The 20,846-nt window shown below is 41.5% G+C and carries 27 protein-coding genes and 1 pseudogene; 14 read left to right on the plus strand and 14 right to left on the minus strand.

The genetic code is table 11. The features are described from left to right. The first annotated feature begins 447 nt into the window (after window positions 1-447). From tnpA (RUMAL_RS22205) to RUMAL_RS22075, 10 genes and pseudogenes are all read left to right on the plus strand, one after another. A complete protein-coding gene (tnpA, locus tag RUMAL_RS22205; RefSeq protein ID WP_013483802.1) occupies window positions 448-825 on the plus strand; it encodes an IS66 family insertion sequence element accessory protein TnpA in 378 nt (125 codons plus the stop codon). Next, on the plus strand, window positions 819-1,175 hold the full coding sequence (gene tnpB / locus RUMAL_RS19460; protein WP_013483803.1) for an IS66 family insertion sequence element accessory protein TnpB: 357 nt from the start codon (window positions 819-821) through the stop codon (window positions 1,173-1,175). The genes tnpA (RUMAL_RS22205) and tnpB (RUMAL_RS19460) overlap by 7 nt, the downstream gene beginning before the upstream one ends. Window positions 1,176-1,439: 264 nt before the next feature. After that, window positions 1,440-1,787, plus strand: a complete 348-nt coding sequence (gene tnpA, locus RUMAL_RS19465) for an IS66 family insertion sequence element accessory protein TnpA (protein WP_013483804.1) — start codon at window positions 1,440-1,442, stop codon at window positions 1,785-1,787. Further along, window positions 1,781-2,136, plus strand: a pseudogene (tnpB, locus tag RUMAL_RS21575) (IS66 family insertion sequence element accessory protein TnpB). The gene tnpA (RUMAL_RS19465) and the pseudogene tnpB (RUMAL_RS21575) overlap by 7 nt, the downstream one beginning before the upstream one ends. A gap of 92 nt (window positions 2,137-2,228) precedes the next feature. Next, entirely contained in the window at window positions 2,229-3,740 is a 1,512-nt protein-coding gene (gene tnpC / locus RUMAL_RS19475; RefSeq protein WP_013483805.1) for an IS66 family transposase, read from the plus strand. After that, window positions 3,730-3,942: a hypothetical protein gene (locus RUMAL_RS19480; RefSeq protein WP_043550632.1), complete on the plus strand. Its 213-nt coding sequence runs from the start codon at window positions 3,730-3,732 to the stop codon at window positions 3,940-3,942. Before tnpC (RUMAL_RS19475) ends, RUMAL_RS19480 begins: the two co-directional genes overlap by 11 nt. Window positions 3,943-3,945: 3 nt before the next feature. After that, window positions 3,946-4,269: a hypothetical protein gene (locus RUMAL_RS19485; RefSeq protein ID WP_043550630.1), complete on the plus strand. Its 324-nt coding sequence runs from the start codon at window positions 3,946-3,948 to the stop codon at window positions 4,267-4,269. 92 nt (window positions 4,270-4,361) lie between these two features. Next, window positions 4,362-4,697, plus strand: coding sequence for an IS66 family transposase (locus tag RUMAL_RS21505; RefSeq protein ID WP_162145126.1), 336 nt, complete (start codon window positions 4,362-4,364; stop codon window positions 4,695-4,697). Next, window positions 4,615-5,973: an IS66 family transposase gene (gene tnpC / locus RUMAL_RS19495; RefSeq protein ID WP_080557327.1), complete on the plus strand. Its 1,359-nt coding sequence runs from the start codon at window positions 4,615-4,617 to the stop codon at window positions 5,971-5,973. The genes RUMAL_RS21505 and tnpC (RUMAL_RS19495) overlap by 83 nt, the downstream gene beginning before the upstream one ends. Before the next feature lie 365 nt (window positions 5,974-6,338). Continuing rightward, the gene (locus RUMAL_RS22075; protein ID WP_154662914.1) at window positions 6,339-6,512 is read left to right on the plus strand and encodes a hypothetical protein; all 174 of its coding nucleotides are present in this window, start codon (window positions 6,339-6,341) and stop codon (window positions 6,510-6,512) included. Between the two features lie 53 nt (window positions 6,513-6,565). Here the strand turns inward: RUMAL_RS22075 and RUMAL_RS19500 are convergent, their stop codons facing one another. Genes RUMAL_RS19500 through RUMAL_RS19510 form a run of 3 tightly spaced genes read right to left on the minus strand, consistent with a single transcriptional unit; the run spans window position 6,566 to window position 8,429 of the window. After that, window positions 6,566-6,760, minus strand: coding sequence for a mobility-associated LCxxNW protein (locus RUMAL_RS19500; RefSeq protein WP_013483806.1), 195 nt, complete (start codon window positions 6,758-6,760; stop codon window positions 6,566-6,568). Continuing rightward, the gene (locus RUMAL_RS19505; protein ID WP_013483807.1) at window positions 6,760-7,527 is read right to left on the minus strand and encodes an ATP-binding protein; all 768 of its coding nucleotides are present in this window, start codon (window positions 7,525-7,527) and stop codon (window positions 6,760-6,762) included. Before RUMAL_RS19505 ends, RUMAL_RS19500 begins: the two co-directional genes overlap by 1 nt. Continuing rightward, complete coding sequence (locus RUMAL_RS19510) at window positions 7,524-8,429, minus strand: Mu transposase domain-containing protein (protein ID WP_154662845.1); 906 nt, start codon at window positions 8,427-8,429, stop codon at window positions 7,524-7,526. The genes RUMAL_RS19505 and RUMAL_RS19510 overlap by 4 nt, the downstream gene beginning before the upstream one ends. A gap of 161 nt (window positions 8,430-8,590) precedes the next feature. Between RUMAL_RS19510 and RUMAL_RS19515 the strand changes: the two genes are divergently transcribed. Genes RUMAL_RS19515 through RUMAL_RS22770 form a run of 4 tightly spaced genes read left to right on the plus strand, consistent with a single transcriptional unit; the run spans window position 8,591 to window position 11,793 of the window. After that, window positions 8,591-9,802, plus strand: coding sequence for a tyrosine-type recombinase/integrase (locus RUMAL_RS19515; RefSeq protein ID WP_242843401.1), 1,212 nt, complete (start codon window positions 8,591-8,593; stop codon window positions 9,800-9,802). Next, on the plus strand, window positions 9,799-10,779 hold the full coding sequence (locus tag RUMAL_RS19520; RefSeq protein ID WP_013483768.1) for a tyrosine-type recombinase/integrase: 981 nt from the start codon (window positions 9,799-9,801) through the stop codon (window positions 10,777-10,779). The genes RUMAL_RS19515 and RUMAL_RS19520 overlap by 4 nt, the downstream gene beginning before the upstream one ends. Further along, complete coding sequence (locus RUMAL_RS22765) at window positions 10,772-11,473, plus strand: tyrosine-type recombinase/integrase (RefSeq protein WP_272868115.1); 702 nt, start codon at window positions 10,772-10,774, stop codon at window positions 11,471-11,473. Before RUMAL_RS19520 ends, RUMAL_RS22765 begins: the two co-directional genes overlap by 8 nt. 17 nt (window positions 11,474-11,490) lie before the next feature. After that, window positions 11,491-11,793 carry a tyrosine-type recombinase/integrase gene (locus tag RUMAL_RS22770; RefSeq protein ID WP_272868116.1) on the plus strand — a complete coding sequence of 101 codons (303 nt, stop codon included), beginning with the start codon at window positions 11,491-11,493 and terminating at the stop codon, window positions 11,791-11,793. Window positions 11,794-11,895: 102 nt separating this feature from the next. Here the strand turns inward: RUMAL_RS22770 and RUMAL_RS19530 are convergent, their stop codons facing one another. From RUMAL_RS19530 to RUMAL_RS19580, 11 genes are all read right to left on the minus strand, one after another. Continuing rightward, window positions 11,896-12,528 carry a DDE-type integrase/transposase/recombinase gene (locus tag RUMAL_RS19530; RefSeq protein ID WP_037304908.1) on the minus strand — a complete coding sequence of 211 codons (633 nt, stop codon included), beginning with the start codon at window positions 12,526-12,528 and terminating at the stop codon, window positions 11,896-11,898. Between the two features lie 85 nt (window positions 12,529-12,613). Beyond that, complete coding sequence (locus RUMAL_RS19535) at window positions 12,614-12,931, minus strand: helix-turn-helix domain-containing protein (RefSeq protein WP_013483809.1); 318 nt, start codon at window positions 12,929-12,931, stop codon at window positions 12,614-12,616. Continuing rightward, window positions 12,928-13,542, minus strand: coding sequence for an HAD family hydrolase (locus tag RUMAL_RS19540; protein ID WP_013483810.1), 615 nt, complete (start codon window positions 13,540-13,542; stop codon window positions 12,928-12,930). Before RUMAL_RS19540 ends, RUMAL_RS19535 begins: the two co-directional genes overlap by 4 nt. 175 nt (window positions 13,543-13,717) lie before the next feature. Further along, entirely contained in the window at window positions 13,718-13,996 is a 279-nt protein-coding gene (locus RUMAL_RS19545) for a hypothetical protein (protein ID WP_013483811.1), read from the minus strand. 74 nt (window positions 13,997-14,070) lie between these two features. Next, a complete protein-coding gene (locus RUMAL_RS19550) occupies window positions 14,071-15,363 on the minus strand; it encodes a nucleotide sugar dehydrogenase (RefSeq protein WP_013483812.1) in 1,293 nt (430 codons plus the stop codon). Window positions 15,364-15,395: 32 nt separating this feature from the next. Then, window positions 15,396-15,896, minus strand: coding sequence for an NADH-quinone oxidoreductase subunit I (locus tag RUMAL_RS19555; protein ID WP_013483813.1), 501 nt, complete (start codon window positions 15,894-15,896; stop codon window positions 15,396-15,398). A 5-nt stretch (window positions 15,897-15,901) separates the two neighbouring features. Next, window positions 15,902-16,873, minus strand: a complete 972-nt coding sequence (locus RUMAL_RS19560) for a Coenzyme F420 hydrogenase/dehydrogenase, beta subunit C-terminal domain (RefSeq protein WP_013483814.1) — start codon at window positions 16,871-16,873, stop codon at window positions 15,902-15,904. After that, window positions 16,870-18,372 (minus strand): polysaccharide biosynthesis C-terminal domain-containing protein, encoded by a 1,503-nt coding sequence (locus RUMAL_RS19565; RefSeq protein WP_013483815.1) that lies wholly within the window; start codon window positions 18,370-18,372, stop codon window positions 16,870-16,872. The genes RUMAL_RS19560 and RUMAL_RS19565 overlap by 4 nt, the downstream gene beginning before the upstream one ends. Before the next feature lie 13 nt (window positions 18,373-18,385). Beyond that, a complete protein-coding gene (locus tag RUMAL_RS19570) occupies window positions 18,386-18,796 on the minus strand; it encodes a polysaccharide pyruvyl transferase family protein (protein ID WP_043551197.1) in 411 nt (136 codons plus the stop codon). 176 nt (window positions 18,797-18,972) lie between these two features. Then, window positions 18,973-19,629 (minus strand): polysaccharide pyruvyl transferase family protein, encoded by a 657-nt coding sequence (locus tag RUMAL_RS19575; RefSeq protein WP_043551200.1) that lies wholly within the window; start codon window positions 19,627-19,629, stop codon window positions 18,973-18,975. After that, entirely contained in the window at window positions 19,616-20,794 is a 1,179-nt protein-coding gene (locus RUMAL_RS19580) for a glycosyltransferase (protein ID WP_013483816.1), read from the minus strand. Before RUMAL_RS19580 ends, RUMAL_RS19575 begins: the two co-directional genes overlap by 14 nt. Window positions 20,795-20,846: the final 52 nt, after the last annotated feature.

Genomic DNA, 20,846 nt, shown 5'->3' on the forward strand with positions numbered 1-20,846 from the left:
CCATCCAAGAAGCTATGCGTAAGCAGAACATCTTTGTTTAAACAAAACAGTTGACATACTGGATAATCGAGTGATTGAAGATAGAACATTCTGGTAATGATCAAAATCATAGTGTTCACGACTGCTTTTAATCCTACTCTATGTTCAGATTAATCATTATGTATACAAAACAGTTGACGAACTCCTTACCAAAAAGTTGACCTAAAAACCAACTCGAAAAAGTCGATTCCAAATTTTTTATAGCCAAAGCCAATCTGTTCGTAGAGCGCAGGGGAGCTTTGACCATACGAAAAAGTTGACCGCCTGCATACAAAACAGTTGACAAATTTATTGCACAATAGTGCGTTGATAAAGTAACCGCCAACCAATCCCCCGAGCCGACACAGCCCACCCAATATGATATAATTACTCTGAAGGATAATACGCAAGCCGAAAGGAGTAATGAACATGGGAAAAATATCTGAGATCAAAATGCAGCTGAGGCATAAGGAATGGGCTGAAATGGTCAGCGAGTGCCAGGCGAGCGGCAAAAAGGTCGATGAGTGGTGCAGAGAGAACGGCATCAATGTCAGTACCTACTATAAACGTCTGAATGTGCTGAGAACCGAGCTTATCGAGGGCAGTGAGAAACAGAGCATAGTTCCCGTAAGTGTTTCCGCCTCTGTCTCGGTGCCACAGAACAAAGCTGTTTCAGATACCGGAAAGGAGCTCATTTCAGATTCCGGAAAGATAATAATACGCAAGGACGGCTTTGAAGTTGAGCTTTCCGGGGATACTTCCGAAGATATGCTTATGGCTCTGTTCAGAGGGCTGAAACAATGCTGAAGGAACTTTCTGCTGCCAATATCTACATCGTCTGTGGGCATACCGATATGCGTAAATCAATAGACGGTCTTGCAGCGATAATCAGAGAGGAATTTGATCTCGATCTGTTTTCCGACAGCCTGTTTTTGTTTTGCGGAAGGCGCAGAGATCGACTAAAGGCTCTGCTGTGGGAGGGCGACGGATTTATCATGCTGTACAAAAGGCTTGAGAATGGAAAATTCAACTGGCCGCGCAATGAGCAGGAGGTAAGAAACTTAAGCCACGAGCAGTTTGTATGGCTATTGCAGGGACTATCCGTTGACCAGCCAAAGGCGATAAAAACTATCGAGGGCGGCATCGATTTTTACTGAAAAACTGCACATATTTATCGATGAAATTTCTCTGAAATAATGACTTAAAAAGCGCTCTTTTCCTTGATTTTTCGGGCGTTTTGTGGTATAATATAAGTATCGCAAAGCACTGATTTTTCAAGGAAAGGAGCATTTTTTGTGACATATGAAGAACGTAAGCGTATAACCCCCAGCACCTACCCCACCGAAGTCTAATAAAGTATAATAAACTCCAAGGAACACCATGAAGTAAATTGAATAATCCAAATTGATCCATGGAGTTCATTGGAGACGATTAGACAAGGAGGTAACAGGTATGGACAAAACAACATCCATCACAACAATCAAAAAGAAATGCAGCTTCAGGAATGGTCTGCGCAGATCAAAGCACAGCAGGCAAGCGGTCTGACGATCCGGGAATGGTGCAAAGAAAAAGGGATCAAGCCAAACACGTATTACAACCGCCTAAGAAAAGTTCGTGAAAAGTATATCGAAAATTCTCCGACCATCGTTCCTGTATCAGTTCCTTGCTCAAACGAAAATATCCGCATTGAGAAAAACGGACTTCAAATATCTCTTCCGGCAGATATATCTGCGGACACTCTGACCGCTTTGGTGCATGAGCTATGCTGAATGATCTGGCAGCGGACGCACAGGTCTATCTTGTTACGGGATACACCGACCTTCGACGCGGGATAGACGGACTTGCGACTATCGTTCAGGCTCAGCTTCGACTTGACCCGTTCTCGAAAGCATTGTTTTGTTCTGCGGCAGACGTTGTGACCGCATCAAAGGTCTGCTGTGGGAGGGCGATGGTTTTCTGCTGTTGTACAAGCGCCTTGACAACGGAAGATTCCAGTGGCCGCGCAGTGAGACCGAAGCAGTAATGCTCACATCTCAGCAAATTCGCTGGCTTCTGGAAGGCTTGAAAATAGAGCAGCCGAAGGCTATCCGTGAGGGAAAGCCGGGGGCGCTGTATTAAGGCAATACTTACCGAATATTCAGAATATGTGCTTGAAAAGCCCCTCTTTTCGTGGTATCATTAAAGTATCATAACGAACGGAGGGGTGCTTTATGTCCGAACCAAATATGACATCGGAAATTGTATCGCTCCGTAATGAAAACGCTGTTCTCAAGGAAGAACTAGCACTTGCCAATCAGCAGTTAGCGTGGTTCAGAAAGCAGATATTCGGAAGAAAAACAGAGCAGACATCTGTTGTTATGGAAAAGGAGTTCGGTGTTCAGCTTTCCATGTTCGGAAACAATGAAGAAAAATCCGCAGCTAAATCTGCCGAAACAATTACTGTTCCCGAACACAAGCGCAAGAAAAAACGCACTCACGATGAATGGATGAACAATCTGCCTGTAAAAGAAGAACATCACAAAATTGACAACCCGGTATGCGAAATATGCGGCGCCGAAATGGAAGAACTGACTCCCGAAAAGGCTTACGATGAACTTATATTTACGCCGCCAAAATATCATATCCGCAGGCATATAGTACATAAGTACAAGTGTCCCGAGTGCGGAGAAAAGCCCGAAGAAAGGGACGAACCTTGTCATATCATCCGTGCGCCATATCCTCACGCTATGATCCCGGGAAGCTATTGCTCTCCCGAACTTCTGGCTCATATCATCTACGAAAAATATGCAAAGTCAGTACCTCTGCACCGTCAGGAAAAGGACTTTAATTCCAAAAACATACCTCTGCTCAAAGCGACTATGTCTAATTGGGTAGGCACTGCTGCCGAAAAATGGTGTTTGCCGATTGTGGAGAAAATGCATGAGATGCTTATCGCAGGGCAGATGATCCATGCCGATGAAACGACCGTTCAGGTGCTTCACGAGGAAGGCCGAAAGCCTACCACGACATCAAGAATGTGGGTCTACTGCAACGGCAAAATGAATGACAGGAGCATCATCATTTTCGATTATCAGCCGACACGAAAGGGTGAGCACGCCTCGAATTTCCTGAAAGGATTTATCGGCTATCTTATCTGTGACGGATACGATGCCTACAATGCAGTCGAGGGTGCTAAGCGATGCGGCTGTATGACTCATGCAAGGCGTGGTTTTATTCAGGCTCTTCCGAACGACCAAAAGCTGCACAGCACTTCTGTTGCGGCAAAGGCAGTAGAATATTTCAACAAGATATATCACGAAGAAAATCTGCTTGCCGACAGCTCCACAGAATACAGATATAAACAGCGCCTTGTGAAGGTAAAGCCTTTGCTTGACGAGTTTTTTGCGTGGCTTGAAAATGTTCAGGTCAGTGGTAAGGGCAAGCTGACAGATGCAGTAAGATATGCGTTGAATGAACGGAAATATCTTTACACGTTTCTTGAAAACGGAGACGTGCCTATCGACAACAACAGAGCCGAAAACGCAATAAGACCGTTTGCGTTAGGCCGAAAAAATTGGCTGTTTTCAAATACAGCAAACGGAGCCAGATCAAGTGCAACGCTGTATTCGATCATTTCAACTGCACAGGCGAACGGTGTTGATGCTGAGAAATACCTGACCGAGCTGTTTTCACAGCCTGCGGGAACGATATTATTACCATGGAGGGAAGAAAATGAAACTTAGTAATGAAGATGCAAAGCTGTTTTATGAACTGTTTTTTCCACTGCTTGACTATGTGAACAGAGAATATCATATACTTCCTGAGGAAGATTATTTCGGGCAAGGAATGATCGACCCACAGGATGCTGCGGAGGTTGCCCACTTTTTATGGGAACGGACATGGATCATTGATGATTATCTTGAGCGATCGGATCTGCCCGAATAACACATGGAGATACTTAAAAGCTGGAAAGGGTGCATCACCGGCAGATTTATCATTGAGCGACATTTGAAAAAGGGATCGGTATTTATATCGATCGATGACAATTCTGTTTTTCTTGTAAACGGCATTGTCAGCAGTTGGGAGGAAATGCTGAGAAATGCACCGATGCCAACTTTGCTTGATGCAGCGCTTCTGCCATTTAAAAATGCGATCATTTCCGATGGCCTTGTATCTGTTATGCCGATCATATTCGGTCCGAACAGCAAAGCTGATTTCAAAGAAATATACATGGACGCAAAGAGAAATGGAGAAATCAAAGCCAGAATATGATGTTACAGCCGGGTGTTATCTGCCCGGCTGTTTGCTTTTATGATGCGGGGGGTTATACGCTTACTGAAGAACTGAAAAAAGCATACGAAGAAATGTCAAAAAAGTGCGCTTTGCTTGAAAAAGAAAACGAGAAAAAAGATGAGACCATAGAGCATCTTGAAGAACTTCTTCTGAAAAGAAACAAGATGCTTTTCGGGCGTAAAAGCGAGAAGTCAAAATATTTGCAGTGTGACGGTCAGGAGAGCTTTGAAGGCGTGTTCAACGAAGCCGAAATGCTTTCCGATGAAGCTGCGGAAGAACCGACAGAGGAAACCATCGTTGTAAAAAGAAAGTCCCAAAAGACCGGTGAACACCGCGGCAAAAATAAGCTCAGAGAAGATCTTCCCAAAGAGAAGATCGTATCGAAGCTGCCCGAAAAACAAGTGTAACTGTGCTGTTTGCGGCAGTAAGCTCAAGGTCATCAAGGAAGAATTTCTGACAAGCAAACTTGTGTATATCCCCGAACAGCTGAAAATGCGTGAGTTTTACAGAACGGTGTACAAGTGTGAATGCTGCGATAAAAAGGGCGAGGATCCCCATATCGTCAAATCCGAAAACCCTACTCCCGCACAGGTCATACCGAAGGGTCTGCCGGATCAAACGCTTGTTGCGGATATAATGCAGAGAAAATATCAGCTTGGTACTCCGCTTGACCGTCAGGAAAAATACTGGGCGGCACAGGGGGTATATCTCAGCCGTACTTCAATGGCAAACTGGGTGATCGAGGGTTCAAAATGGTTTGAGCCTGTTATTGATATGCTCTGGAAATATTCGTATAAAGAGCCTGTCCTGAATGCCGATGAAACGACGTCGAGAACTTTGAAAACCGATAAAGGCAAAAAAATAGACAAGCTGGGTCAGATGTGGATATGCTCGACAGGCAGAGCCGCAAAGAAAAAAATTGCAATATACGAGTACCGTGACAGTCGCACAAAGGCTGTTGCCGAGGAGCTTTACTATGGCTATACGGGCATATTGCAGACTGACGGATTTCAGTCCTATGGCAGCGGCAGCTACACGAGAGTCGGCTGCTGGTCGCATGCACGCAGGAAGCTGATCGACTGCATACCCGAAAAGCACAAAAAGAGCAAAGCGGCGATCGCTGTGGGTATGATCGACAAGATGTTCAAATACGAACGGGAGGCGAGAAAGGAAGACTATTCGGACGAACAGCTGCTTGAGATGCGTCGGGAAAAGATCGCCCCTCTTGTAGATGAGTTCTACAAATTCATAGACAGCCTTCACCCCGGCAATGGTTCACACTTAGCCGAGGCGGTTAATTATGCCCGAAATCAGAAAGCAGCACTGACTGTTTTCCTAAATAATCCACTTGTGGATATGAGCAACAATCTTGCAGAGAGAACAGTCAAGCCTTATATTATTGCAAGGAAGAATTTTCTTTTCAGCTGTACCGAGAAGGGTGCTCACGCAAGCGCGGCGGTTATGACAATTATCGAGACAGCTAAGCGAAATGGTCTTGATGTGTACGGGTATCTCCTGCATCTGCTGACAGAGCTGCCGAAGTACGGTCATACTCCGACAAGGGAACAGCTTGAAGCTCTGATGCCGTGGAGCGACAGCCTGCCTGATTTCTGCAAGAAAAAGTATAGTCAGGTAGAGTCAGTTACAATACCGGAAATGAGTCTATGCAAAGCAAAGGTGTAGTAAGGTGCAGTCAGGTATAGTGGTTTCCAGCATATGATATACAGAAGAGCCGTGTCAGTCAGCACGGCTCTTTTTGGTGGGAATAATTTTGGGGGTGGATTGGTTGGCGGTTACAGATCTTCGTATGCGTTGACTATCTTCCAAGATGTCTTTGTTTTCGGAACGACTTTTTCCGCAAAATATGCCTCGATAGGCAGTCCCGCTTTCTGACTCTCTCTGACGGTCTTTGAGTACGGTATCACTGTTGGGGATGTGCGCACTGAAACAGCTTATTTCACCAGTTAATATGTTTTTTACTCTGATGTTCGGATATGGTTAGAGGGTGCTGCGGTTGCAACACCCTCATTTTTAAAGGAGGACTTATCATGAAAAAAGTCGCAGTAATATGGTCGAGCCCGAATAAAAACGGTCTGACTGCATCTGCAAAAGAACAGATTGTATATGCCGACCCCAAAACCGCAGCTGCACGGACTCGGAACCGCACTCTCACGCATTTTGAACCGCATCGTGCCGCGATAGAACCGCATCGACATATTTAACGTATCAAAAATGGAGCCCGCCTGAACTCAGACAGGCTCCCCGTTAAAGTTGATCAGATTTCCGGATAGTCTATCTCATTCTCATCAAGAATAGCCTTGAGCCGGTCGATATACTCATACAGCCGCTGGATCTCTATCCAGTTGCCGTGACACAAGTGTTCGGCTTCCGCAAGCTCGTGACGGGTGAGCAGATAATCCTCCCATTTCAAGCACTTGTGATCCTTGCTGAAAGCACAGTAATTCTCCATCACGGTTCAGCTCCTTCCGGAAGCCCATGACGTTTTCTCATGGATATTTCACCATCGATCATTACCGGATATGCGGTATTGATTATCCTGTCGATTATCGCATCGGATATCGGACTGTCGTTTTCAGGATCGGGATTTATGCGTTCGTACCAGCCCTCGGCATGGTACTGTGTGCAAAAAATCATCGACTTTTCGATCCTTGCTTCGATGATCTCCAGCAGATTGTAGGCATCATTCGGAGCAAGCTTGCGGATAAGCCACTCGTCGAGGATCAGCAGATCGACTTTCTTGTATGCTTTGATTACCTTAGCAAATTCCCCGTTTGTTCTTGCAATGGAGAGTTCATCAAGCAGCTCCGGAAGTCTTATGTAGCGCACCGACTTGAACTTACGGCAGGCGGCATTTCCGAGAGCGCAGGCGACGTAAGTTTTTCCATTGCCCGATGCACCCATAAGGATAATATGCCTACCCTCGTCAACATAATTGCAGGTCGCAAATCGAAGCATTTTGCCTTTGTCGAGATGTCTGTCCTCAATGTATTCAATACCTTCAATGGTTGCATTAGCATCGGAGAAATGAGCGTTCCTGATGTATCTTACGAGCTTGTTGTTCTGCCTGCGGTTCCATTCGGCATCAACAAGAAGTGTAAGTCTGTCCTCGAAACCAAGCTGTTTGTAGCTGTCGGCATCTTCAAGCTGACGTTCAAGCTCGGCAGCCATTGAATTCATCTTCATAGCTCTTAAACACTCAATTGTGCTGTTGATCATTTGCTACCACCTACCTTTCTCCAGTAGGCGGCACCGCGTGTGATGCCATATTTGTTGCTGTCATCGGTCTTTTCCGTGGGTTTGTCAGGCTCTTTGTTGTTTTTCAGCAGCGTTGTTATCGTGCGTATCGAAGGAGATGACGAGAACGCCAGCATACGCTCACAGGCGGCTTCAAGTTTCTTCTTTCCGTAACGCTTACCGAGCTTCGTTAGGCTTACACAGGCCTTGTACCCCTGTTCGGGAACGCTGCCGGAGGTCAGGAAATGCTTCACGACTTCCTCAACGGATTTGCCAACCGTTGACGCCCATTCCTTGAATTCATCGGCATTGTAGTTCAGATACTCGCGGTGATTCGTCGGCATATGCTCAGGTTTCACGACAGGCTGAACGCTGTACTTTTCAAGTCGCTTGTGTGAAGTCATGCGGCTACCTTTGAAATACACCTCAATCAGATCTTTGGTCAGGCGTATCTGCACCTGATCCCCGATAAGGTCAAAAGGAACAGAATATTTATTCAAGCCGTCCGAGATCAGATAGTCGTTCCCGACAGTCTGCTGTTTCCACACAGAGGGCTCATATCTGTGCTTAGGCAGCGGCAGCATGAATTCCTTTTCCTCAGATAGATATGCTTCTCTACGGTTTCCGGAACGTTTCTGAAATGGCTTTGTATTGACATATTCGAGGCGCTCGTCAACAGCCTCTCTGACCTCTGCAAAAGAGAAAAACTTACGCTCACGAAGTGCGGCGGTTATCCATGTTGTAGAGAATCCGACCGAGCGTTCAACGAACCCTTTATCCTGCGGCTTGCGAACTCTGGCAGGAACAATGGCTGTGCCGTAATATTCCGCAAGTTCACGGTAACTCTCGTTCAGCTGCGTTTCATAGCGAGTGTTCGCCGTCACACCGGTTTTGAGATTTAATGTAAAGAGGATGTTAATGTAAAGCTGAATAAAAATAGATCTAAAATCTAATGATTATAGGTATTCGACTTTACATTAATATGATATAATTGGATCAATCATAGAAAGGAGGAATTATCATCATGATTGATTCCAGTTACTCAATGACACTGTATGATGCAATCCAACTGTTTCAAAGACACATCATACAAAACTACGGATCTGAATCCAAAACAGCACAGGCTTACATTCGGATCTCTAATGATTTACAGCGGTATGCTAAAGGAACGGATTTGGAGGTTTCTCCGGAAGATGTGATCCAAGAATACTATCGTATTATCGTCGGGGTCCCTGCATTTGAAGCTGTTCCGTCAAAATCAAAAGAACGTCGAGGAAGAGCTGTTCAGATGATTCTGGATATCCTTAATGGAAAAGAACCTAAGAGAAAGTATACCACCCATAAGCGTGATTGTCCCATTACGTACCTGAATGTCATCAGAAAATATGAAACTTTCATGAGAAATGACCAAAAGAGCGATGGCACAGTACGCACGAGATCCGGACGAATCACTGTGTTTTTTGCTTTTCTTGAGGAGTGTAAATGTACATCATTAGAGGGCATCACGCCGGAGCTGTTTGCAAGATTTGTATCGTCCCTCAATGATAGGTATTCATCACAGGGAAAAGCGTCCATTTTGTATACGTTAAGGAATTTCTTTTCCTATGATGAGTTCTCAGGAGCGCTATCTTTCGATCCGATTCCCTTTTTGACAGGGATTCATTCCGGAAAGCATGAAAGACTCCCATCCTTTTACACGGCAGAAGAAGTAAGGCGTATCCTGAATGCTGTCGACAGGAATACCCCATGGGGAAAAACAGTCTATCTTATGATGCTTTTGGCAAGTGTGTACGGTTTTCGCTCAAGCGATATCAAAGCAATGGTTCTTGACAATATAAACTGGAAAAATCGCACAATAAATATCACGCAGTACAAGACGCACAAAGAGATTTCCCTTCCCATGACAGATGAGATCCTTTTTGCACTCCTTGACTATATTAAGAATGTGCGTCCTGAGTCAGACTGTTCGAATGTGTTCATCCGACTTAGAAAACCGTACATTGCATACTCAATGAATGATCACTTTGGCGACAAGATATTACCGTTTTTTGAAATTGCCGGTGTTGATACAAAAGGTAAACATCATGGTCTGCATTCTTTAAGGCATAGTTTGGCAACAAACCTTTTGGTTTCAGGAACCCCGATAAATGAGATTGCTGTGATACTTGGACACACATCTGCGGCATCCACAAAAACTTATGTATGGTCAGATATAGAGCATCTCCGAGCAGCAGCATTGGAGGTGCCTAAAAAATGATCAATGACAAGGAATTTCTTAAATTTGAAGAAGGTTTTTTCAAACCATATTTTGAAAAATTCATAGAGTTCAAGCGTGGAAAAGGTGAAAAAGTTGCTCATTCAACCATGGTTCGCTTAAGGAAACTGAACAATTCGCTTAATACTTACTATGAACACCATATATCTGACCAGATGGTGGAGGAGTTACTGGCTCCTCGTGATGGATTAAGCGAATTAGAACGCCAATATCTTACAGCGAATCTCCGCCAGTTTTGTTCTTTCTTGGCGCTTCTCGGAATTGATGCGGTCATCGTCCCACGAAAATATATGCGAACGGTAAAGAGTGAATTTCGTCCGTACATTTTCAGCGACGATGAACTGCGCCGTCTGACTATTGCAGCCGACACGCTTCCTGCATCAAGAAAGTCGAGCTCGCATCAGCAGATATACCCAGTGCTCGTCAGATTACTTATAGGTACCGGAATGCGCATAGGCGAAGTCCTTGCACTGAAGCGGGCGAATGTTGACACTTCAAACGGTGTGATCAATGTTATCAACGGTAAAAATGGCGTTTCAAGATTTATTCCTGTATCCGACAGCTTGAAAGAAGTCCTATTTGACTATGCCAAGACTATAGATATGTCTGATGAGAATAGACCGTTTTTCACTTCCTCCTACACCGGTGGTCATCTTACATATGATGCTATGAAATATATGTTTCCAAAGATGTTTAAGACGGCAGGCATACACAAGTCAGATGGTAAGACGCCAAATATCCATTCTATCCGGCATACATTCTGCACCAAAAGTCTGGAAAAAATGTTGGAAAACGGAATGAATGTCTATACTGCTATTCCAATACTGGCGGCATACGTCGGACATGTGAATTACATAGATACAGAAAAATACATTCATTTCACAGAACAGGGACATACGGATTTCTTGCAGAAAGAATCATCCTTGGGGAGTCTATTCCCGGAGGTGGACAATGAGTGATAATTTATTCTTCTATATACAACGATATTTTATGTCTTACCTAATGAAACAGCATAATTACGGCCCTAATACTGTTTCATCATACCGAGACACCTTTAAGCTTTTGCTTAAATTTATGTCAGAATCCGGTAAAAGCATATCAAAGAAAACTGTTGATGAGATTGACTGCGATGTAGTACTCAAGTTTCTCTCTTGGCTTTCGAATGTCAGGAAAAATGGGGTGCCTACCCAAAATGTAAGATTGGCACATATAAAATCATTTTTTCGATATGTAATGATGATCTCACCTGAATACTCCGGGCAATGCAGCGAAATACTCAGTATACCATTTGCAAAGGAAGATAAAAGGCTTCCTGATTGTATGTCTACGGATGCTATAAAGCAAATGCTTTCATCGATCGACTCATCATCTAACGAGGGACTAAGGCATTTGGCAATCTTATCCCTTATGTACGATTCAGCTTGTAGGGTTCAGGAAATCATTTCACTAGATGTCAAAGACTTTCAGCCGGGTCAATGCTGCAGGATATATGTGCATGGTAAGGGAAATAAATATCGCACCATTCCGTTACTGGGAAAAACAGAAAAAATCATCTCAAAATATATCAGGCAATTCGGTCTTATGCAAGAGTCCCCAATGTTTTGCAACAGGAATGGTGACCGGCTAACAAGGCAAGGCAGTCCGCGTACATAATAAGGAAATACTCTAAGTTGGCAAACGATACGGTTCCCGGTATTATAACCGGCTCTGTATACCCACATCGATTACGCCACAGTAAAGCCACACACCTTGTGGACAATGGCGTAAACATTTATAATGTCAGGGATTTCTTGGGACATGAGTCTGTTGCAACAACTCAGATTTACCTGTCAACGAATCCGGAAGTTATCAGAAAGGCTATCGAGACAGTAGCTGAGAAAACAGTATCAGAAAGCCTTGATTTCTTTTCAGACAAAGAAAAGGACGATTTTGATTTCCTTCTTGGATTCACTAGGATAACACGCATTTGTTAATGTAAAGTAGGTCATGATGGAATGCCGATCAGACTTTCATTGAAACGGCCGACTTTACATTAACATCCTCTTTACATTAAATCTCTAATGTGAAGCTTTACATTAGAGATTATCCGGAACCAAAACTCTTGTCACACCATCGAAGTATTCATAAGCGTGAATGTGGCACATGAGCCAGTTCTCCTGCTTCATGTCGGTGCAGGCTTCAACGTAAAGATAACTGCTGCAAGGCAATGCTGCTACGAAGATGTAAGCCTTGTACTCCTCACCTGTAACGCTGTCAAAGTACGGAATAGTGCCGCCTGCCCAATCTACCTGCATAACATCTCCAGGCTTATGCGTTACACGCATGGTAGCTTTAGTTACACGAGCCCAGCGACGGTATTTGTCACCGAACTGGGTGCTCATGTAGGGTGTTTCACCGTTTGCATAGGCATGCTCACAGTATTCATTCCAGAGTAGTGTGAGTGTCACACCTTTCTTGGACAGCTCACGGTGGATGTAGTCGTAATCTGGCTCTGCATAATGACTTCCGGCTGTTCTCCTTTCCGGATAGAAAAGCTTTTCAAGCTCAGCATTAGTCACATCCTCATCGATAGGCCATTCCACTCCATGCTTTGCAGCAAGTTCCAGAACATTCTTGACGGTATGATGAGAATGCCCCACTCTTGCAGCGGTCTGTCTCAAGCTGTATCCCATACTGGTAAGCCTGAGTATTTCTTTGTAGTCCACCATATGATAGACCTCCTTGATATGTAGTCACGTCATTGACGCGCCATATCAAGTATATCATATTTTGCCGGGCAGTGCCCGTGGGCAGTCAGCGGCGAGATGTGGCAAAATATCCGTGCAGTTGTGGCAGTGTGGGCGGGATATACATGAGTTTTAGCTCTGTGCGCAACTGTTTTAGCCGATCACCGACGGTCTGATTACTTGGATACATCTCTCCAGTGCCATCCATAAACCATTCCTTGTTAACGCGAGTGCCTTTTAGAATTCTGCTAATACTATCTTCAGAAAAATTGGTTTCTCCATTTTCTAAGCGCGATTCAAGAGATGCAGACATATTGCAAAGCCTTGCAAAAACGGCAACAGTCATTTTATTGTGTTCTCTTAACTGTTTTAGCCTGTACTTCATCGGTTCTTGTCAAGCCTCTCAATCTCATCTATCAGCTCAAGTAGCTCATCCATACTTTCCCCATTATACCAAATCGCTTTCATCCCGACAGCTTCAGCACCTTTGACGTTCTTCTCGCTGTCATCGATGAACACGCATTCTGACTTTTCTAGCCCATACCGCTCACACAGTATCTCATATATCCGCTTATCAGGCTTCACAACGTGCTCATAGCAGGAGAACACGCCGCCATCGAAGTGTGGGAGAAAGTTGAGTGGGAACACGTGCATCAGGTACTCGAAGTAGTTGGAGAGGAAGAAAATCTTATAACCTTTTGATCTCAGGGTTGTGATCAACGGCACAGTGGATGCTTTATCACGCGGACACTCACCGAGTTTGGAGAAGATGAGTCTGATCTCGGCTTCGTAGTTCGGAGCAGAGCTAATGAACAACTTGAGAACTTCTTCATCAGTCATGCTCCCCTTATCAAACTCCACCCAGTCTGGATTGCGCCACATAGCTCTAGTCACGATATCGGCTGTTTCGGGATCTAAGTATTTAGCTACGAAACTGTCCCAATCGAAATCCGTCAGAACGCCGCCGATGTCGAAGATTATAGAAGTTTTAGGCATGGGTGGTGGCTCCTTTCTTGTATTCGGACTTCATATAAGAGTGATGTATAGCATAGCGAAGAGGTAGATGGCGAATAGGAGGTGGATGAAGTGCGGATTGATTATCTTTTTCATATGGCTTTAGTATAACCACAGAGAGTGTGTTTTTGTCAAGAGCTGTAGCCATCTGGAGCAGTCACTCTTTTGCCCAGGCATTATTGTCCAATATCTCTTCTATTTTATCAAGATCTCTGCTTGCTATACGTGGATTCAATCCTTCTCTAACCTTATATTTCGCTAGATCATTCATATCGAATGAAGGGTTTTCTACGGTAAATGCTTTGCATAAATCCCATAGCACATTTCCGTATCCAAGGTCTTTGGGATGGATGCAAACCTGCGTGTACTTTTCGCTATTACTCGGCAAGTGCATCCGTTTCATCAACTGACGAAATCGTTCCTTATAATCTTCCATTACCTTCTCCTTTAAATCAACAAATTCTATTAAAATGGTAACCACACTGGTTCGTACACTTGTTTCAGGGTAACTTAATCCCTTCGGAACAGATCCCTTGTATAGACCTTATCAGCCACATCATCAAGACAAGAATCATATCTGTTTGCAATGATAGCAGCAGAACGCTTCTTGAACTCTTCGATGTCGTTAACCACAAGGCTGCCGAAGAACGTCTCACCATCCTGTAAAGAAGGCTCATAGATAATTACAGTTGCACCCTTAGCCTTGATACGTTTCATAACACCCTGAATAGAACTCTGACGGAAGTTATCGGAGTTTGACTTCATGGTAAGACGGTATACACCGATGACAACTTCCTTCTCTTTCGCTCTATCAAAATCATCAGAACCTTCATAGGCACCGACAATCTCAAGCACACGCTCAGCGATAAAGTCTTTTCTTGTCCTGTTGCTCTCAACGATTGCTCCAATAAGATTCTGTGGAACATCAGCATAGTTAGCGAGAAGCTGTTTGGTGTCCTTCGGTAGACAATAACCGCCGTAGCCAAAGGAAGGATTATTGTAGTGTGTGCCAATACGAGGATCCAAGCACACACCATTGATAATTGCCTGTGTGTCTAAGCCTTTCATTTCAGCGTATGTATCCAGTTCGTTGAAGTATGACACGCGGAGTGCAAGATAAGTATTCGCAAACAGCTTGACTGCCTCTGCCTCTGTTGTTTCCATGTATAAAGTAGGGATGTTCTCTGCAATTGCTCCTTGTTGGAGAAGATCTGCGAAGGTGTGAGCTGCATTGCAACAGATCTCATCGTCCTGTGGAAAACCCACGATAATGCGGCTCGGATAGAGATTATCGTAAAGAGCCTTTGACTCACGGAGGAATTCAGGTGCGAAGATAATGTTCTTACCAACTTCTCCGTAGAGGCTAATATAGTGCTCTGTGATCCTCTTTGTATAGCCGACAGGAATTGTGGATTTGATGATAATCACAGGGTGTTCCTCACGACTTTTGCCCTTGTTTGATTCAAAAACAAGATCCATGGCTGCTTCAACATAAGATGTATCGAAGAAATTTTTCTTGCTGTCGTAATTTGTAGGGGTTGCTATGATGATGAGTTCGGCAGAACTGTAGGCTGATGCTCCGTCAAGTGTAGCGGTCAAATCAAGGTTGCTGTCCTTGCCACCTGCTGTTTTTCCTTCTGTGAGGTATCTCTCGATCTCATCGTCCTGAATCGGGGATATATGATTGTTGATCTTTTCTACCTTTTCAGGGACAACATCAACTGCTGTCACATGGTTATGCTGTGCGAGAAGCACAGCAAGGGAAAGACCGACATAACCAGTTCCTGCAACTGCTATATTCATATATGTATTACTCCTTTACTGTTATGTGGTTCTCAATTAGTAGCAGAATATTTAATAGGACAAACTTCCACACACTTGTAGCACCGAATACAGAGACTTGCATCCAATACCGGATAAAGAAAGCCTTCCTCGTCTTCTTCCATAAAAATTGCACCATGTGGCAGGTCATATTTCTCACCGAAACTTCCAACAGAATCTTTGCCGCTATTAAGCAACAATCCTTTTACGGTGCAAACAGCATAACAGGCGGTACATCCACAGCAATTCTCTCGAATGTTATATAGTTCCGGAAGTTGCTTATCAGTTTCAATCAAGCTCTTTGTTTTAGGGCTATAAGCTAATGGAATACCGTTTGTTCCTATTTTTATATTTTTATAACGTGTTGAAATATGTGGCTGATAACAAGTCTGGTCTTGAGGCTTCGGTTGTTGTTCATCCGGTAAAAAAGAGCCATCTGCATACTGATAAACCTTGGTACCGGCAGGCACATCATCGTACTCATGAGATGAGTTAACACGAGTTATTCTTTTCATTTCTATCATCTCCTAAGTAATTTATGTGCTAAACGTATTGCGAATTGTTTACTCTTATTGATAAAGCCAAAATTAGTGTATTTCTTTGCGAGATAATCAAAATTTTGCATATAAAAGTCTTTCCAAAACTGATACCGATTATCTGGAAACGGAAAAGGTGCTTTCAAAGGCGGTTGTAAACTCTTTTCAATATCACATTCCTTATAATCTAAACTATCATTAACAGCATTGAACATATTATTTCCTAATTCATCATTAACAAGAACTAATGAAACACCTTTGTTATCATCAAAGCCCGGTGCGGCATTTTGAATTCCCCAATAATCTGCAATAGTTATATTTCCAGGATGCATTATAGATTTATAAGGACATCTGTGACAACAAGGCCTGAGTATATCATGGCCATAAAACAATTCCTTAAAAACATCACTATCCACTCTTGAATTGTTCTTCATATATAATGATTCAACATGAGCTGCCCAGCCAAACTCTCTTTTATTTCTAAAATCAACATTATCTATCTGACTATTGGCTCTTTCCTCTTGCCATTTTATATAATTGACCCAGATAAGTGGACTTGGAACTCCGTGACATACAATGTCAACACAAATCAGATTGGAATACTCTTGTCCCAAAAACAATTGCAATCCAGCTACTTGGCAAGAAGTGCCTGAAAACAACACTTGCTTATTGGCTTTCAGATCGTCTTCCACCAATTCAAATACATTTCCTAATGAACTTTGAATATACTTAGAGCCGCGCATCCTGTCTCGTTCTTCTTTTGAAGTGGCACGAATATGCTTTGCCAACAAGTCATCAGTCAAAATGCATCCATATACGACACCATTTCTATCCAACACATAATCTGACAAAGCCGTAAAGATTCCTCCTGAACGTGATGCCATTCGGATCCGCTCATCTTTATGCTTTACAGCAAATACAAGTGGAACATTATATTTATCCAAGACGTTATTCACACCTCTTTTCTCTTTGAGCGTTTCAATGATTTTATCATTTCAAAACAAGTTGGGTTGATTATTAGATTCATGAGCGTTCCTATTGCCCCTATCACAAGAGTCAAAACAATGCCAGCAAGCAAAAATGTAGGAATATTTGCAATCTCAAAGTCTATAACCTTATCTAGGATAACAACTATGATAAATAATAGTATGTTAGATCCAATGATAGTAATAGACTTTCTATAAGATCTATGCATAACCTTCTTGTCACTGATATAAGTTGTATAGATGATTTTAAGAGGAAGCGCAATAACAGTTGCAAACAGAACACCCACAATTCCAAATTTAAGAACAAGAATGATAGACAGCGTAATGTTAGTTATTGCTTCAATAAGTGAAATACGACTCGTTGGTTTTGCATAGCCGGCTACACCTGTCAAGTTTCCTTGAATGTATCGACTCCATGAAAGAATCTGAACTAAACAAAACATGATAGGTAATTCCGAGTAAAGATAATTGACATCGGCAATACTACGCGTATACATAGTAATGAAAGGAATTGTTAGGACATACGCAACAGACATTAGTATGGTCATAGAACCGATAAATACAGACATAAACGCATCATGAACCTTTTCATATACAGATAGTCCTTCATGATACTTCACTCCTAAAGTGTAATTGATGCTGGAATATATAGCATTTAATAGCGTGTTTATACTCACAAAGACCATATTATAAACTGAATATACACTTGACAAAGTGGTGCTGACAAATACAGAAAGAACAATTAAGTCTGTTGATGAGAATATTGTCCATGCAATTTCTGTAATGATATAGGAATTCCTGTCATTCAGTTTTGCAGTTTTGGGTGCAGCCTTCTCATTGATCCAAGCGTAATTCTTCCTGAAATAATAGCGATAGAAAGCCACTTTTCCAATCGTTAAAAGTAAATAGCAAGCCTGTAAAATAACAATGCTAATGCCATTTAAAGCTAGTATAATTCTGATTATATAGGACAAAACCTTATAAACCAGATCAGTAATACCATTAATGTATTCCTTTCCATCCGTATTAAGCGTAACTTTAACCGTTTGAACATAATAAAATGAAAGAACAGAAGAAGCGCCTTCCAACAGAATGACAAGGAATATTGTCTTATAATCAACTTCTGTCTTTAATACAATCGGTGCTACAACAGCCAATGTACAAACTGCCAAGCCATAGATTAATGTCAGTTTTCTATAATAATTCATAGCTGCTGAAACAATAAACGATACACCATCATGGTCATTATCATGAATAGGCTTATATAATGCATTTCTCGCAGCTTGTCCAATTCCAGCTTCGAGTAGTGCCATATAGGTGAATATTTGCGTTAAAGTGGTGAGCAAGCCGTTTATGTCAGAGCCATAACTCGATATAAAGATTCTTGGTACGATTAATCCAAGAATCATGGTAATGAACTGCCCTACAAAACCTATAGTTGCATTCTTTAATAAATTTTTCTTATTCATCTTAGTTCAGTCATCAATTGCTTTTCAACTCTTGTAGAAGTAACTCTTTAGATGTCTCTACATAATTAATAAGCCTTTCGTAATTAACCTTATTGGGGTCGATATAAATCATTCCGTTTTCGCTATAATTGTAATTAATTTCGTTTAATAAATCACATATTCTGTCTTTTAAATCATTAGTTCCGTTAAAAATCACCGGCTTTTTATAGATTAAGCCAAAGGCAAAGGCATGAAATGAATTTGTAACAATGACTTTAGTTTCATAAATTAAGCTGAGAAATTCGCTCGGTCCAACATCATTTCTTATATCAATCAAATTACTAGTTGACCTATTTTGGCAGGTTGGATGAATACCAATAATTCTGAGATTCTTTTCGGAAGCAATTTTGATTGCTTGTTCATCCAACTCTTTATCAGAGCGCAATAAATAATATAATATAAAACATGGTTATCCCTTTAACACACCATTAAAAAGTGCTATATAACAATGAATCATCGTGTTGATGTTATCCTTCCCCCGCCGCAGGCGGGGGAAGGATAACCGCCGAGTATTTCTAGTTCTTATATTACACCAAATTAATTGGTGTGTAAACGGGATAATCAGAATATAAAATTATCCTCTTTTACATTCTCGTTCTGAAAATTTAACCATTCATCTAATGATAGCAAAAAAACAGGATCGATTACTAAATCCGAGTTTATATGTGATAGATTTAAAATATTTACGCCAAATCTCTCACGAACACTTACCCACGAAAACAAGGGGAGATATTTTTTTATATTCTCAGATATTTCATTAGATATTCTTTTATTGCCAAAACTAGCAGCATATGAAATACTCATTTTTTCTGAATCTACAAAAGAAAGAAAATATGGAGAAGAATCGTTAAGGAAGGCATCATTCCAAACCTGATCGCTACCTGTAATAAAGCAGTCAAAATCACTGTTTAATAATCCCAGCTTATCCTTGGTGACATTATCCGTAATAGTAAGATTGTTAATTACAAAATTATCAAACAGGGCATACTGTCTCTTTCGCTTAAAAAACAGCTTGGCTTTCCCCAGTATTTCTCCTTTACTTCGAGAATCAAATGGATTCAAGGAATACTCGTGATGCAACTCAGGAGGATAATAATTAATGATTTTTACATTATATGAATTGTTTGTTAAAAAATTAGACAGCGCTAACGCTTGTAATACAGCACCATAATTGTATGCAAAATGAAAAGTTATGATGCCAATCCTATTTATCAACATATGTTACTCCTCCATTATTTACTGAAAGTATCTCTCTATAGTAATCATAAATTGATGAAGCTGATTTCTCAATACTATACAAACTAATGGCAATTTCTATCGGATTTTTCATAAAATTCAAAACATCCATGTCGTTCATTTTTGATATTTCAGTCATATACTCTGCCATTTGAGAAATACTATCATATAGAAAGCCGCCTTTTGTTTTTTCTAAAATCTCCTTTGTTCCAGCGGTATTTCTCCCAATAACTGGGCAGCCTAACATATTCGCCTCTGCAGTCATCATTCCAAAACCCTCATTATACGACCCAACTATCAAGGCTTTGGCGGATAACATAAATGGTTTGATATCCTTTTGAAAACCTATAAACTGAACCCTGCTTATAATTCCATAGTCTTCACACTTTTGTTTAATCATATCAATATATCCATCGTCACCAAATCCCGCAATCTTAAGAATAAATTCACTGTTATTTTTACAAAATATAGCGAACGCATCTATAACGTCAGTTATGCCTTTTTCAGGCGATATTCTATTAGCAACTAGGAAATACTTCATCTTTTCTTTTGTTTCAATTTTACATTCATTCTTAAAGAATAGTGCATCATATATAACCTTTGATTTAATATTGTTTTCTAAGCCGAAATATTTTTGCATATCATATGTTATTATAACCGTATATGATTCTCGAAACATCTCTTTAACTTTTTTTTCGGAAGGATACAACCTCCTGTGAAAATCCAATGTTTGATATTCTCTTATATGCCATAGATGCGGAATACCAAGTCTTTTAGCTAACAAGTAGCCCTCCTGAATCACACCAGTATTAGTATGAATCAAATCCGGTTTTTGCGTTTTAATCACTCTTTTTATGTCTTTTTCACTTTTTATTCTTCTATAAGATAGTACAGTTTTTCTATATAATTCTCGTAATACAGAACCTTTTTTTTCAGTTAAACACAACGGATTCATATTACAACGTTGATATTTTACACCTAACTGATTCAATCTTTCAATAATTTCTACATTTCCAGAATTTTGATTATCATAAGGGATTATTACAAAGGGCTCAATATCTTTTTTTTTCAGTTCAGATAACAAGTTTAAAAAAGTTATTGTCGCTCCTCCCATCACTGTTGAATGCAATAAGAAAAGGATTTTCATATCTTCACCACCATATTTTTTTCTTCGGCAATAAAATACCGAAATAAGCGTC

The sequence above is a fragment of the Ruminococcus albus 7 = DSM 20455 genome (assembly GCF_000179635.2).
GTDB classification, from domain to species: Bacteria; Bacillota; Clostridia; order Oscillospirales; family Ruminococcaceae; genus Hominimerdicola; species Hominimerdicola alba.

What these genes read in the sequence shown, in the direction of transcription:
- tnpA (WP_013483802.1), top strand. Translation starts at nt 448, where the DNA reads ATGGGAAAAATATCTGAGATCAAAATGCAGCTGAGGCATAAGGAATGG.
- tnpB (WP_013483803.1), top strand. Translation starts at nt 819, where the DNA reads ATGCTGAAGGAACTTTCTGCTGCCAATATCTACATCGTCTGTGGGCAT.
- tnpC (WP_013483805.1), top strand. Translation starts at nt 2,229, where the DNA reads ATGTCCGAACCAAATATGACATCGGAAATTGTATCGCTCCGTAATGAA.
- RUMAL_RS19480 (WP_043550632.1), top strand. Translation starts at nt 3,730, where the DNA reads ATGAAACTTAGTAATGAAGATGCAAAGCTGTTTTATGAACTGTTTTTT.
- RUMAL_RS19485 (WP_043550630.1), top strand. Translation starts at nt 3,946, where the DNA reads ATGGAGATACTTAAAAGCTGGAAAGGGTGCATCACCGGCAGATTTATC.
- RUMAL_RS21505 (WP_162145126.1), top strand. Translation starts at nt 4,362, where the DNA reads ATGTCAAAAAAGTGCGCTTTGCTTGAAAAAGAAAACGAGAAAAAAGAT.
- RUMAL_RS22075 (WP_154662914.1), top strand. Translation starts at nt 6,339, where the DNA reads ATGAAAAAAGTCGCAGTAATATGGTCGAGCCCGAATAAAAACGGTCTG.
- RUMAL_RS19500 (WP_013483806.1), bottom strand. Translation starts at nt 6,760, where the DNA reads ATGGAGAATTACTGTGCTTTCAGCAAGGATCACAAGTGCTTGAAATGG.
- RUMAL_RS19505 (WP_013483807.1), bottom strand. Translation starts at nt 7,527, where the DNA reads ATGATCAACAGCACAATTGAGTGTTTAAGAGCTATGAAGATGAATTCA.
- RUMAL_RS19515 (WP_242843401.1), top strand. Translation starts at nt 8,591, where the DNA reads ATGACACTGTATGATGCAATCCAACTGTTTCAAAGACACATCATACAA.
- RUMAL_RS19520 (WP_013483768.1), top strand. Translation starts at nt 9,799, where the DNA reads ATGATCAATGACAAGGAATTTCTTAAATTTGAAGAAGGTTTTTTCAAA.
- RUMAL_RS22765 (WP_272868115.1), top strand. Translation starts at nt 10,772, where the DNA reads ATGAGTGATAATTTATTCTTCTATATACAACGATATTTTATGTCTTAC.
- RUMAL_RS19530 (WP_037304908.1), bottom strand. Translation starts at nt 12,528, where the DNA reads ATGGTGGACTACAAAGAAATACTCAGGCTTACCAGTATGGGATACAGC.
- RUMAL_RS19535 (WP_013483809.1), bottom strand. Translation starts at nt 12,931, where the DNA reads ATGAAGTACAGGCTAAAACAGTTAAGAGAACACAATAAAATGACTGTT.
- RUMAL_RS19540 (WP_013483810.1), bottom strand. Translation starts at nt 13,542, where the DNA reads ATGCCTAAAACTTCTATAATCTTCGACATCGGCGGCGTTCTGACGGAT.
- RUMAL_RS19545 (WP_013483811.1), bottom strand. Translation starts at nt 13,996, where the DNA reads ATGGAAGATTATAAGGAACGATTTCGTCAGTTGATGAAACGGATGCAC.
- RUMAL_RS19550 (WP_013483812.1), bottom strand. Translation starts at nt 15,363, where the DNA reads ATGAATATAGCAGTTGCAGGAACTGGTTATGTCGGTCTTTCCCTTGCT.
- RUMAL_RS19555 (WP_013483813.1), bottom strand. Translation starts at nt 15,896, where the DNA reads ATGAAAAGAATAACTCGTGTTAACTCATCTCATGAGTACGATGATGTG.
- RUMAL_RS19565 (WP_013483815.1), bottom strand. Translation starts at nt 18,372, where the DNA reads ATGAATAAGAAAAATTTATTAAAGAATGCAACTATAGGTTTTGTAGGG.
- RUMAL_RS19575 (WP_043551200.1), bottom strand. Translation starts at nt 19,629, where the DNA reads ATGTTGATAAATAGGATTGGCATCATAACTTTTCATTTTGCATACAAT.
- RUMAL_RS19580 (WP_013483816.1), bottom strand. Translation starts at nt 20,794, where the DNA reads ATGAAAATCCTTTTCTTATTGCATTCAACAGTGATGGGAGGAGCGACA.